The following is an 11,907-nucleotide window of genomic DNA, read 5'->3' on the forward strand; positions in this document are numbered from 1 at the left end:
TGCAAAATTATCTCCGATTGTGTGTCGCCGCAAGTCCGTGGTAGGGATTGGGGCACCGATTTCCCGACCTGCCGGACGAGGTGAGCCCATGAGTACACAGGAAGACCGGCCTGCTGTGTTGCAAGCCGAAGCCGAGCTCCCCAGACCTTCGCGCGGTGGCGCCTTCCGTCGCGCCGGCGCGTAGGCCGAGCGAGCTCGCGCCCAAGCGCTGCCGGGAGATCGTGTCGAGCAGCCTCGCGACACCGGGCGGACCGCCCTGTCTGCCGTGAGCGGATGGGGCCACTTCGCGTTGGATCTTCGAGGGGGCTCGACATAGTGTCGAGCTCGCGCCGCCAAGCGGACGGTCGCTTCAACGCCCTCTGCACGGCTGGCAGTTGACCATACCTACCGGCTCCATCGAAGGGGCCGCCCACCTACACCGAGGCCCTCGGTGCTACCAACACCGAGGGCCTCCACGGATCCCCTAACCGCCCATCCACGACGATCGACCGCGGTGACCGGATTGCCGTCCGAAATGTCACCGGGGAAGGAATCTCCGTGCCCAAGCGTACGACGCCGCGTGCCGCCAGCGCACGCCTTGTCTCGCACGCCTCCTCCCCGAAGGCGGGGTGGTAGGCCATGGCGCGCATCCGCACCATCAAGCCCGAGTACCCCGTCTCGGAGGACCTCGCCTCGGTCTCCCTGACCGCCGAGCGCACGTTCGTCTGCCTGCTCACCCAGGCCGATGACGAGGGGCGCCAGCGCGACAACGCGGCCGTCCTCAACGGCGCCCTGTGGTCGCTGCGGCCCGAGCACACGGCGCTCGACACCGAGGACGAGCTTCGCCAGCTCGCCGAGACCGGCCTGATCTGCCGGTACACCGGCTGCGACGGGCGCCAGTACCTGCACATCGCCAAGTGGCACGAGCACCAGAAGATCTCCCACCCCACTCCCTCGCGCCTGCCCTCCTGCCCCGTCCACGAGCCCGCGGGCTGGTGCGGCAAGTGCAAGGCCAAGGGCCAGGGCTGCGCGCGCCCGGCTCCGGAGAACTTCCGGAGCCTTCCGGAACCGCTCGCGCCCCTCGCGGAGACCCTCCCCGCCCAGCGGCCCTTCTCGGCCGACTCCGAGTCCACCCCCGCAGCAGCCCTGCCGGCGCCAGCTGCGGCAGCTCCGAGCGAAAGTGCAGGTCAGACCGCTTCTCCGGAGTCTCTCCGGAGGGCTCCGGAGAACGTCGTGCCTGGACCATGGACCTTGGACCATGGATCTACCCCTAAAGGGGGCGGCTTCGCCGCGCCCACCCCGGCACCCTCGTCGGCAGCACCTGACCGGGACGGCCCGGTCCTGGTCGCCGCGCCCGCCGGCAAGCAGTCGGTGAACGCGGGCGACCTGGTGGCCGAGTACGTCGCCGGCTGCCCGAAGTTGGTCCCGGCCAAGGTGCGGGGGCACCTCGGCAAGGTCATCAAGGACATGCTCGACGGCGGTACCAGCGACGACGACATCCGTGCCGGGCTGCGGCTGTACGCGGCGAAGCCGATGAGCCCGAGCGTGCTGCCGAGCATGGTCCACGAGGCGATCAACGCCCAGCCCACCGGGGCATCCCGCGCCGGGCAGAGCGCCGCCCGGTCCCCGTACCGCCCCTTCGCCAACCCGGCCGACGCCCGCGACTACTACGAGGGGGACCTGTGACCAGCCTGCCCAACCCCCGCCGCACGGACGAGCGTCGCGAGCCGCAGCCGGCCTCCGGCGCCGTCCTGCGCCTGGAGCGGATGCTGGCCGCCAAGGGCATCGACCCCGACCGGCCGCTGCCCGACACCGACCAGCCCTCGACGGCGCTGGAGCTCGCCGACCGCCGCATCCCGCCGCGCTACCGCCTCGCCGAAGCCGACCACCCGGAGGTCACCACCTGGGTCCAGCAGGTCACCCTGGCCTGCCGTCCCGGCCCCGGCGGCACCCCGGGGATTGCCCAGGGGCCCTCGCTCCTGATCGCCGGCACCACCGGCTCGGGCAAGACCCACCAGGCGTACGGGGCGATCCGCAGCCTGCTCAAGGCCGGTGTGCGCCTGCGCTGGACCAAGCTCACCGCCACCGAGCTGCACGCCTCCCAGCGGCCCCGCCAGGGCACCGACACCGAGCGGGAGATGCGCGACCTGATGACCAGCCCGCTGCTGGTCCTCGACGACCTCGGCGCCGCCAAGGCGTCCGAGTGGACCGAGGAGCTCACGTTGCGGCTGGTCGATCACCGTTACGAGCACCTGCTCCCGACGATCTTCACCACCAACCTGGCGCCCGGCGACATCAAGAACGCCCTCGGCGACCGCACCGCCTCACGCCTCGCCGAGATGTGCGAACGCGCCATTCTCACCGGCACTGACCGCCGCAGGCTACGCGCCGCCTGACCGGCGTCGGCGCCCAGCGCACCCCGGCCGGTGCGCCGGTGCGCTGGCCTCCCCGAACTTCACCCCACCATCGCCTCGCCGCTTTGCCACGCCCGCCTGCGGCGAGGCCACCCCTGGAGCACCGCTCTTGACCACCATCGCGATACCCCCTGCCCGCACCCCGTCCGCCCGGGTCACCCTCTGGGACCGCCTCGCCGTCGCCCTGCTCGGCGTCCTCGGTTTCGTCCTGTCCTACGACGCCCTGCGGCAGATGGCTGGCGCGACCCACGTGCGCGGCCCGCTCACCTACCTGTTCCCGATCATCATCGACGGCTTCATCGCCTACGGCGTCCGAGCCCTGCTCGTCCTGCGCGACGCCCGCTGGCCCGCCCGCGCCTACGCCTGGATGCTCTTCGCCGGAGCGACCGCCACCAGCGTCTGGGCCAACGCCCTGCACGCCGTGCGCCTCAACCAACTGCCCACCACCAGCAGCGGGCTGAGGCTCACCGACACCGTCGTCGGCGCCCTGTCCACCCTCGCCCCGCTCGCCCTCGGCGGCGCCGTCCACCTCTACATCCTCATCGCCCGCCACGGCCACGACACCGCGACCGTGCCCGCCGAGCAGAACCCCCCTCCGCACACCGAGACTTCTGCCGACCCGGTGACCGCCAACCCTGAACCGGAGCTCCGGCCGGAACGAGCGGAGGACCGCAGCGACGAGAACGCGCTCCTGACGCTCATGTCCGCCGCCGGACTTCTGCCCGCAGAGTGGCGCGACGCGCTGCCCGATCCCGAACCGGCAGAAGCCGACGACCAACCGGCCGATGACCCGGGCCCCCAGGCCGAAGCCGCCGGGGCGGAGAACAAGCCGATCGGGCGTCCGCCGGGCGCGCCGATGGAACGGCTGCTGGAGGTGGGCCGCGCGGCGGTCGCCGCCGAGGGCCGTCTCACCCGCGCGATCGTCGAACAGGCCGTCCGCAACGCCGGCCTTCCGCTCGGCAGTACCCGCCTCACCGAGCTGATGCGAAAGCTCCGCGAGGAGCAAGCCGACGAACAGAACCCTCCGCACCCCGAGGCCGACTGACCAGCCCTGGTGTCCGGCTGGCCGGCCCGGTCGGTCAGCCGGACACCGACTTCTGCCGACCCACCGCCGCACTCGGCAGAAGGCCACCGCCGCCGGGTCACTGCACCCGGCCGGACTCGACTCGCACCGCGGACACCAGTCCCATGTGGCGTTCGGTCCCGAGAAGGCCGCGCCTGACACGTCGCCCATACCTGCGAATTCCGGCATGGCCAAACCGGCAACCGCCCGGACACTGCCCACCCACACACCCACCAGCCCGAATCGCTAGCCGCCACCGAGGAACGACACGCGTGAACGCCGTCCGACGAACCCTGCACAGCCTGCTCGGGAAGCCTGTAAGCTCCCAGGACCGCAACGGAGTTGACCACCTCCCTGCCCCTGGCGGAGCAAGCGAGTGCGTGCGAGGCCCCTACGGGGCCACGCACGCGGACGCCCCCGCCCAGGAGGGCGTGGACGAGCCGGAGCTGCCGAGGGCGGCAGCACCGAACCTTCACCGCGAGGGCGCGGCGAAGAAGGAGAAGCCCACCAACACGCCGCCCGAGCCCATCGCCGACGTGCTGACGCCCCTCGTCGCCAGCCCTTCCGCGAGCGCCGCCAGCCGCGCACAGCGCGCCCCGAAGCGCCGCCGCCGTGACCCCGAGAACCCCCTGACGAAGAAGGTCGGCTTCCGCTGCACCGAAGACCAGAAGACGCGCATCAAACAGCTGGCCGCCGCAGCCGAACTGAACGTGGCCGACTACCTGGAGCGCAAAGCGCTGGCCGATGACCACGCCGGCATCGCTACCCGCGACGAGCAGTTGGAGCGGGCCATCGTGGCACTCGACGCGGCACGCGGCCAGCTGGCACCTGTCGGCAACAACGCCAACCAGATCGCCTACCAGCTCAACATCGGCGTCGGCATAGAGCCGGGTCCTGCGGGGGCCGTCCTCGACAGGGCCCTGGCCCTGGTCGCCGAGGTCCGCGCGGCCGTCGCGGAGGTCGACGCGTCGGCGATGCGCCTGGCGAAGGCGAAGCGCCGGTGATCAGCAAGCCCCTGCGCGGGTCCAAGACACTCGGCGCGCTCAAGTACCTCTTCGGCCCCGGCAAGGCCAACGAACACACCGACCCGCACATCGTCGCCTCCTGGGACGGCTTCACCCCCAACCCTGGCCGCGACCCCGGCGACCCCGGCGCCATCCTCGTCCAACTGCGCGACGCGCTCGACCTGCACATCGTCCGCTACGGCAAGCCGGTCACCAAGCACGTCTACCACCGCCCGGTGCGCGCCGACCCGACCGACCGCATCCTCAGCGACGAGGAGTGGGGCACCATCGCCCGCCGGATCGTGGCTGCCGCCGGCATCGCACCGGACGGCGACCCGAACGGCTGCCGCTGGATCGCCGTGCGCCACGCCGACGACCACATCCACATCCTCGCCACCACCGTGCGCGCCGACCTCACACAGGCCCGCCTGCGCGGTGACCAGTACCGCGTCGAGGACGAACTCACAGAGATCGAACGCGAGTACAAGCTCAAGGACCTCTCCGACACCCGCACCCGCGAGTACCGGGATGCGATCCCCAAGCGCGCCAAGGGCAAGGAGCTGCACAAGGCCCAGCGCCTCGGCCGGGAGGGCACCGACCGCGACCGCCTGCGAACCGCCGTACGCCAGGCCCTCGCCGGAGCCGCCGACGAGGAGGAGTTCACCGCCCGGCTCGCCGCGAAGGGCGTGCTCCTCGCCGTGCGCCGCGCGCCCTCCGGCGACGTGACCGGCTACAAGTTCGCCCTCCCCACCGGCGACGAGAGCGGACCGATCTGGTTCTCCGGCAGCAAGCTCGCCTCCGACCTCACCCAGCCGAAGATCCAGGCACGCTTCGCCCTCGGCGTCGACGAACCCGCCTTCCCCACGCCCGCCCCCCGCACCTGGCCCGCTGACGGCCGCCACCAGGCCAGCACCACCATCGAACGCGCCTACCCGGCCTTCGACAACGACCAGGACGCCGCGCGCGCGGAGGCGGTGATCCGTGGCGGCCTCGAAGTCCTCGACACGCTCGCCGCCACCAGCCCGACCCTCAGCAGGAAGGAACTCCACCAGGCCGCGCGAGCCCTGGAGTACACCCGCACCGCTCACACCCGCGCAGCCGGCGCCGACCTGCGCGCGATGCGGTCCACCGCCCGAGAACTCCTCCACGCCGGACCCGCCACCGGCCGGGGCGAGGACGGCACGGCCGCCGCCACGGTCCTGACCAGCCTCGTCCTGCTCGCCGTCGTGATCGCCAAGTGGCACGCCGCCCAAGGCCACCGGCACCAGGCCGACGCCGCCCGCACGGCGGCGGACCACCTTCGCGCCGCCTACACCCGGCACGCGGCCCAGCCGATCGCCCACCTCACCCTCGAAGGCCGACTCCTCCCGAAGCCCGACCACGACCGGCAGGCCGACGCCGTCCGCCGCACCCTGCCCTCCGACCAGGCCACCCGGCTCCTCGCCGAGGAGAACTGGGCAGCCCTCGCCGCCACCCTCGCCCAGGCCGAAGCCGCCGGCCACAACCCGACCACCCTCCTCACCAACGCCGCCGGGCGCCGCGAACTCGCCACCGCCGACTCACCCGCCGCCGTCCTCACCTGGCGCATCCGCCGCGACGCCAACCTCCCCACCCCCGCACCGGCCGCAACCCCCGACGAACTGCGCACCAGGGCAGCCCGGGCCCGCACGACCAGCCGCACCACCGGCACACCCGCCACCACGGTCATCACACCGCCGGCGCCGGTCACACCCGACCAGGTGCGCCGGACGCGCTGACCAACCTAGGTGGGCGGGTACGGAGCCCCCGCACCCGCCCACCAGCCCCCCACCCACCAATCCCACCCAGCACGGACGCCACCCATCAGCCGCCGCCGAAGGCAGGACCCAGCCAACGAACCAGACCGCCGGGACTTCCCGAGGAAACCCGGCGGCCGGAGCGCCACAACTACCCTGCAGCAAGGCGACGGTGTCGATTCGAAGTCCTTCGCGCTGGGAGGGATCCATTCCGGCAGCGCACGTCGTATGGTCCCTTGCTGCCCCGCCGCCGACCCGAAGGGACCGCATGACCGACTACGACCACGACTTCTACAACCCTGCCCCCGAACCCGCGCGTGCCATCATCCGCGCCGTCCCACACCCCGCCGAGCTCAACCCCCGCGGCATCACCATCACCTGCACCGGCTGCGGCGCCCGCCGCGATTGGCTCCTCCTCGCCGTCCGCGACCAGATCTTCGTCCGCTGCCGCTGCGCCCACGAATGGCCCGAGCCCGACCTCACCCGGGCCGACTTCGACCGGCACTACGTCGAACCCGAGCATGAATGGGACGACTTCGACACCGCCATGAGAGCCCTCGCCTTCGACGGACTCCTCGCCGGAACGACCTGGAACCTGGACTGACGTCCACGCCGCACCCGCCGCTGTTCATGTTCCACGCTTGTCGCGTGACGCCCAGACGAGCGAGGACAGCGGGGCATACGGGCGGGCGCTTCGACTACCGGCGGAGGTCGACCTGGATGACGGCGTGGCGGCCGTTGGTACGCCACGGCGTCCCGGCGCTGTCGAGCTGAGCGACGACCGCAGCGTCGACCCCGACGATCACGTCCGACTTCAGCGTCCGCAGCGCCGTGACAGCTGAGGAGAAGTGGCTGGCCACCTCGGTGAACGCAGTGGTAGACGGCCACAGCTGATCGCCCACCAGCCGACGGTAGTTGAGGTCACCCTTGAGGATCGTCATCGCGGCGCCGACGAACTCGGACCGGAGGTCGGCAGGCATGACGTGGAACGGCAGCGGCGCGCAGAAGAACGGGTGCGTGCGGATCACGAGCGCGCCGCTGTCCATCGCCCGCCACAGCCGTTCGCCGATCGTCCCGGCAGCCGCCGTGGTCGCGGTGCGCAGGCGCTGGACGGTGGCGAGGACATCGGCCATCGTCGCGTCCGACACGTAGTACGGCTGCGGCTTCACGTACACGACGACCTGCGCCGCCAGGCCGGAAGCCAGGAGATGGTCGACCAGCACCAGGTCCGGCAGGAGCTCCCGGCCGGCGTTGTCCGCGACGAGGCAGACACGCCCGCCTTCGGCACGCTCCAGCTCGGCCCAGAGCGACCCGCTGTCGTCGGCCACCAGGTCGGACGCGATCGCCCCTCCGGCCTCCGCCGTGATCCGGAAGCTCAGGTCGGCGCGGTTGCCCCAGAGCGCCGAGGAGAGAAGCGCGGCGGCTCGCTTGTCGGTGAAATCCGAGGGCAGGTCGCCGAGGGCCGCCAGCTCGGCGTCGACGGCCGGGCCGGCGAGTTCGGCGTCCTTGAACGGAGCGAACGGGTCGATACCCTGCCAAGCCCCTGGCCGGAAGTAGCCGGTGGCTTCGAGCAGCCTGCGGTAGAAGTAGCTCTCGGCCCACAGGAACGGCGCCTCGCCCCACGGCCGTCCGAACAGGCCCTCACCCCACTCCAGCCACTGCTGATGATCGTGGGCACTGATGCTGAGCGGCTGCAGCACCCCGTCGATGCTCTCGGCGAGGAGCTCCTCGATCGCGGCTCGCTCGCTCGGCCCGTACGGCAGTGCATCGAGCACCTGCTGGACGAGCTTCGGGTGCCGCTCATGGAAGACATCCCGGGCGAACGAGCCGGGGGTGCCGCTGCGGATCACGGGTGCAGTCATCACGGTCGGGCTCGTCTCTCTGATCGACATCTCAGCTGACAGCTGTCCAGCCCCATGGGCGTGGACCGTTCTGCCCCTGCAGGCAGGAGAGACGGTAGTGAGCTTCCGCCCGGTGCCGAGCCGGATCAGCCGCCGCGTGCTGGAGAGCGAAGCAGGTGACCCGGAGCTCACGGATACTCCGCAGCACCGGGTAGCCGGCCCAAGTCATCACGTCGGCACCGTACGCCTCGCAGAAGGCGGTGTACTCGCTGTCCGAAACGGTGCCGAAGGTGCCGAAGCCGACGGCGGTAGCCGTCAGGTCCCACTCGGGAGGCCCCAGGGAGGTTCGTTCGAAGTCGAGCAGGTAGGTGGTGGTCGGTGTGACCGCCACGTTGCCGCCCCACGCATCACCGTGAATGACGCTCGCAGGCAGGCCTGGTGGGAGGCTCAGCCACGCCGCCTGGAGCTCTGCCAAGCGGTCACGCAGCCACTGCCGCTGCGTGTTGTCGATGGTGGCGGCCCCGTCGATCCTGACGGCCAGCCGAACGAACGGGTCAAGCTGACCCAACGGGAAGTCAGGAACGGCAAGTTCGTGGACACGCCGCAGGAGCGGCGCGATGTCGGCAGCGGTTCCTGGCCGGTGCGGGGGCAGCTCGTGCCAGAAGGTCACGGGGTTGTCGTCGACATCCACCGGCGCCCTCAGGTGCTCGAGCGGGCGAACCGCAGGAACCCCGCAGTCGCGCAGCCAGCGTGCGACCGCCAGTTCGCGCCCGGCGGCAGCCGACTGCCCCGGTCGGCTGATGCGAGCCACGATCCCCAGCGGCAAACGCCACAGCGCGTTCTCCCCGATCCGAATCGGTTCGGCTCCCGCTGCGGACAGGCCGACCGTCGCACACGCCTTGAGCAGTAGGGAGTGGGAGTCCTCGTTGTCGCTCACGCTGCCACCGTAGCGGCGATCTGTTCCCGCAGGTCCCGGATGTCGCCGAGGTTACGGTGGCGATGGGTGACCCGACCGAGTTCAGCCAGCTCGTGGTTGGCACGCAACGAGCGGAGGTCGCCGACTTCCGCGAGGGCGCTGCGGCCCTCGGCCAACGCCTGCTCGGGGTCACCGGTAGCCATCTGGAGTGTGGCGAGCTTGGTGCGGGAGAAGGCGCGGGATCTGGCGAAGCCGTCGCCGTGGCCGTCGACCGCGGCCTGGAGTCGCCGAAGGGCTTCCTGGGGCGGGTGGCCGGCGAGGGCGAGGTCGAACAGCGCGTGTCCGGTGTCGCCGTGGTGCTGGGCGCCGTCGTAATACGCCATCCATGGTCCCTCGGCGGCCGGGGTGATCGAGGTGAATGAGTCGTCGGACGCGCCGATCGCGGCCAGGGTCTGCTGGGCTCGCCCCATCTTCGCCAGGGCCCGCGCACGGGCGTTGTGGAGCATGGACTGTTCGGCGGGGGAGAGTCGGTCGGCGCGGGCCAGGCCGAGCTCGGCGAAGGTGAGACCGGCGTCGGGATCTCCAAGCCAGATGGCTTGGCGGGAGCGGAGGTTGTACGAGATGGCGCGTAGCGGCCAGTTGTCCACTTCCTCGGCGCACGACGTGGCGAAGGCGAAGAGCCGTTGGGCGTCTTCGTGGGCGAAGGCGTCGAAGGCCGATGCGCCGACCACGGTCGCCAGACGGCTGACGGCTCCGAAGAGTTCGGCCCGCAGCGGAGTGGGGCAGCGACTGTTCAGGAGACCGGCGGCCCAGCGCAGTTGGGCGAGCGCCGTGTCACGGACGACGCCAGCCCCGCCGTAGAGGTTGTCCCAGCTGCGCAGTGTGGTCGCTGCAGTGCGGATTTGCTCGACATCGGCGGGCCGAATCACTGCGGGTACTGCGGTGGCCGGGGTGGAGGTCAGGAACTGGGCCAGAGGGCCAGCAGCGAGAGCTGCACTCGTCACGGCAAGGAAGCTGCGTCGTTCCACGGGGTCGGACTCATTCCACTCGGAGGCTGGCGGTGGCACTTCCAGCGTGCCCCCGAGCACCTCCCTTCGGGGAGGCTTGACGGCCCCGTTGCGCCGTTTGTCCATTACCCCTGAGCGGTTGTCCAATTCAGCCGCGGCCAGCACGACGCTTCGCGCGAGCACTCCGCCGGTGTCCAAGACCGTGTCTAACGCCTGGGCGTGGTGGAGCTTGCAGGGCCGCTCCGCCCGCTCGATCTTGCTGATCAGGTCCCCACTCAAGTGGACCAACTGCCCGAGCTTGTCCTGGCTCAGCCCTCTGAGCTTCCGCCAGTACTGAAGTTCCGCGCCGAACCAGTGGGCCGCGGAACGAGTGGGGTCCAGAGGCTTGAGCGGTCGCGGCATGTGATCCCCCAGGGCGTCTCTTGTGGACAGCGGTCGCTGTCGGATTGCCGGTACTGGTCGGGCGGCTCACCGGCAGGGCTGAATGTTTCCGAGCGCTCAGCGCCCATTACACACCGCTACGGGTCTGACGTGCAGGTGTTCGCCACATCAGCGCGCGACGAAGGCACATACCTGCCCGCCGTAGCCGGACCGACGGAAGAGGAGATCGCCATGCAGCGAGTCAGCACGACCGTGCAGAACAGCAGCATCACCATCGAGACCGGGCGTCCGCTCCCCACCGACCTCGTCCTGCTGGAGCGCAAGGGACTCGGCCACCCCGACACCCTCGCCGACCACTTGGCCGAGGAGCTCTCCCGCGCGTACAGCCGCTACACGCTCGACCGCTTCGGCGCCGTGCTCCACCACAACTTCGACAAGCTCGCCCTGCTCGGCGGCTCCTGCGAAGTCCGTTACGGCGCCGGCCGGATGACGGCTCCGGTGAGGGTGCTGGTCAACGGTCGGGCCGCGTACGCCTGCGGCGGCGAGGACATCCCGGTACGGGAGCTGGTCGAGCAGGCCGTCATGGCCTTCTTCCACGACCGGCTGCCCGAGCTCGCCGGTCACCTCGACCTGGTCTTCAACATCACCAGCAACCCCAGCCCCGGCGCGGTGGTCACCGACGAGAGCGGCACCGACCGCTCGCGCTGGTTCGCCCCCCGCTCGGTGGACGACCTGCGCGAGCGCCACACCCTGCTCGCCAACGACACCTCGCTCGGCACCGGCTGGGCCCCGATGGCCCCGTTCGAGCAGTTCGCCCACGCGCTCGTCAACCACCTCTCCGGCGTCAGCGAGTTCACCCTGGCGAACCCCTGGTGCGGCTCCGACGTGAAGCTGATGGGGCACTTCGACGGCGCCAAGGCCGAGGCCATCCTGTGCGTCCCGCAGAAGTCCGAGCACGTGCCCGACCGGGCCGCATACCTCGCCAACAAGGAGGAGGTCCTGGCCGAGTGCGCCCGGTTCGCCGAGCAGCACCTCCCCGGCGTCGAGATCACCTTCCTCCTCAACGCCCGCGACGTCCCCGAGAAGGACGAGCTCTACCTGACCTACACCGGCAGCTCCATCGAGTCCGGCGACGAAGGCGTCGTCGGCCGCGGAAACCGGGTCAACGGCCTGATCACCCCGCTGCGCCCGATGAACCTGGAAGGCGCCAGCGGCAAGAACCCCGTCTACCACGTCGGGAAGCTCTACAACCTGGCGGCCACCCGGCTCGCCCAGCGCCTGTACGACGAGACCGGGAGCTACGCCGAGGTGCACCTGGTCAGCGCGACCGGCCAGCGGCTCGACCAGCCCTGGAAGGTCTTGGTCCGGCTCGCGGCCGAGGACCCGGAGATCGAGAAGGTACAGGCCCAGGTCGCCCTGGCCCTCGGGGGCTTCCCGGAGCTCACCGCCGAGCTGGTCCACCACGGCGTCCGGCTCAGCTGATGCACACCGGATCGCCCACGCTCCTGCCCCCGCGCAGCGCTTGGC

10 protein-coding genes and 1 pseudogene are annotated in these 11,907 nt (G+C 71.1%); 7 read left to right on the forward strand and 4 right to left on the reverse strand.

What is annotated here, in order from left to right; genetic code table 11:
• Positions 1–618 precede the first annotated feature (618 nt).
• The 6 genes from ACFV1W_RS14210 to ACFV1W_RS14235 all read left to right on the forward strand — a co-directional run bounded on the left by ACFV1W_RS14210 (position 619) and on the right by ACFV1W_RS14235 (position 6,839).
• Complete coding sequence (locus ACFV1W_RS14210; RefSeq protein WP_380416225.1) at positions 619–1,665, forward strand: hypothetical protein; 1,047 nt, start codon at positions 619–621, stop codon at positions 1,663–1,665.
• A gap of 80 nt (positions 1,666–1,745) precedes the next feature.
• A complete protein-coding gene (locus ACFV1W_RS14215; protein ID WP_380416300.1) occupies positions 1,746–2,375 on the forward strand; it encodes an ATP-binding protein in 630 nt (209 codons plus the stop codon).
• Between the two features lie 127 nt (positions 2,376–2,502).
• On the forward strand, positions 2,503–3,438 hold the full coding sequence (locus ACFV1W_RS14220; RefSeq protein WP_380416227.1) for a DUF2637 domain-containing protein: 936 nt from the start codon (positions 2,503–2,505) through the stop codon (positions 3,436–3,438).
• A 449-nt stretch (positions 3,439–3,887) separates the two neighbouring features.
• The gene (locus tag ACFV1W_RS14225; RefSeq protein WP_380416229.1) at positions 3,888–4,460 is read left to right on the forward strand and encodes a plasmid mobilization protein; all 573 of its coding nucleotides are present in this window, start codon (positions 3,888–3,890) and stop codon (positions 4,458–4,460) included.
• Positions 4,457–6,217 carry a relaxase/mobilization nuclease domain-containing protein gene (locus ACFV1W_RS14230; RefSeq protein ID WP_380416232.1) on the forward strand — a complete coding sequence of 587 codons (1,761 nt, stop codon included), beginning with the start codon at positions 4,457–4,459 and terminating at the stop codon, positions 6,215–6,217. The genes ACFV1W_RS14225 and ACFV1W_RS14230 overlap by 4 nt, the downstream gene beginning before the upstream one ends.
• A gap of 286 nt (positions 6,218–6,503) precedes the next feature.
• Positions 6,504–6,839, forward strand: a complete 336-nt coding sequence (locus tag ACFV1W_RS14235) for a hypothetical protein (protein WP_380416233.1) — start codon at positions 6,504–6,506, stop codon at positions 6,837–6,839.
• Between the two features lie 94 nt (positions 6,840–6,933).
• Here ACFV1W_RS14235 and ACFV1W_RS14240 read toward each other — a convergent pair whose 3' ends face one another.
• From ACFV1W_RS14240 to ACFV1W_RS14255, 4 genes and pseudogenes are all read right to left on the reverse strand, one after another.
• Positions 6,934–8,097 (reverse strand): damage-control phosphatase ARMT1 family protein, encoded by a 1,164-nt coding sequence (locus ACFV1W_RS14240; RefSeq protein WP_380416235.1) that lies wholly within the window; start codon positions 8,095–8,097, stop codon positions 6,934–6,936.
• 31 nt (positions 8,098–8,128) lie between these two features.
• On the reverse strand, positions 8,129–9,013 hold the full coding sequence (locus tag ACFV1W_RS14245) for a phosphotransferase family protein (RefSeq protein ID WP_380416237.1): 885 nt from the start codon (positions 9,011–9,013) through the stop codon (positions 8,129–8,131).
• Positions 9,010–9,996 carry a hypothetical protein gene (locus ACFV1W_RS14250; RefSeq protein ID WP_380416301.1) on the reverse strand — a complete coding sequence of 329 codons (987 nt, stop codon included), beginning with the start codon at positions 9,994–9,996 and terminating at the stop codon, positions 9,010–9,012. Before ACFV1W_RS14250 ends, ACFV1W_RS14245 begins: the two co-directional genes overlap by 4 nt.
• A gap of 189 nt (positions 9,997–10,185) precedes the next feature.
• Positions 10,186–10,401, reverse strand: a pseudogene (locus ACFV1W_RS14255) (helix-turn-helix domain-containing protein); the annotation flags it as partial.
• A 210-nt stretch (positions 10,402–10,611) separates the two neighbouring features.
• Between ACFV1W_RS14255 and ACFV1W_RS14260 the strand changes: the two are divergent.
• On the forward strand, positions 10,612–11,862 hold the full coding sequence (locus tag ACFV1W_RS14260) for a methionine adenosyltransferase (RefSeq protein ID WP_380416239.1): 1,251 nt from the start codon (positions 10,612–10,614) through the stop codon (positions 11,860–11,862).
• Positions 11,863–11,907 lie beyond the last annotated feature (45 nt).

Source organism: Kitasatospora sp. NPDC059648, assembly GCF_042734825.1.
Taxonomy (GTDB): domain Bacteria; phylum Actinomycetota; class Actinomycetes; order Streptomycetales; family Streptomycetaceae; genus Kitasatospora.

Excerpts from the sequence above, each read along its gene's own strand:
- ACFV1W_RS14260 (WP_380416239.1), top strand. The coding sequence starts at position 10,612 with ATGCAGCGAGTCAGCACGACCGTGCAGAACAGCAGCATCACCATCGAG.
- ACFV1W_RS14240 (WP_380416235.1), bottom strand. The coding sequence starts at position 8,097 with ATGACTGCACCCGTGATCCGCAGCGGCACCCCCGGCTCGTTCGCCCGG.
- ACFV1W_RS14210 (WP_380416225.1), top strand. The coding sequence starts at position 619 with ATGGCGCGCATCCGCACCATCAAGCCCGAGTACCCCGTCTCGGAGGAC.
- ACFV1W_RS14215 (WP_380416300.1), top strand. The coding sequence starts at position 1,746 with ATGCTGGCCGCCAAGGGCATCGACCCCGACCGGCCGCTGCCCGACACC.
- ACFV1W_RS14235 (WP_380416233.1), top strand. The coding sequence starts at position 6,504 with ATGACCGACTACGACCACGACTTCTACAACCCTGCCCCCGAACCCGCG.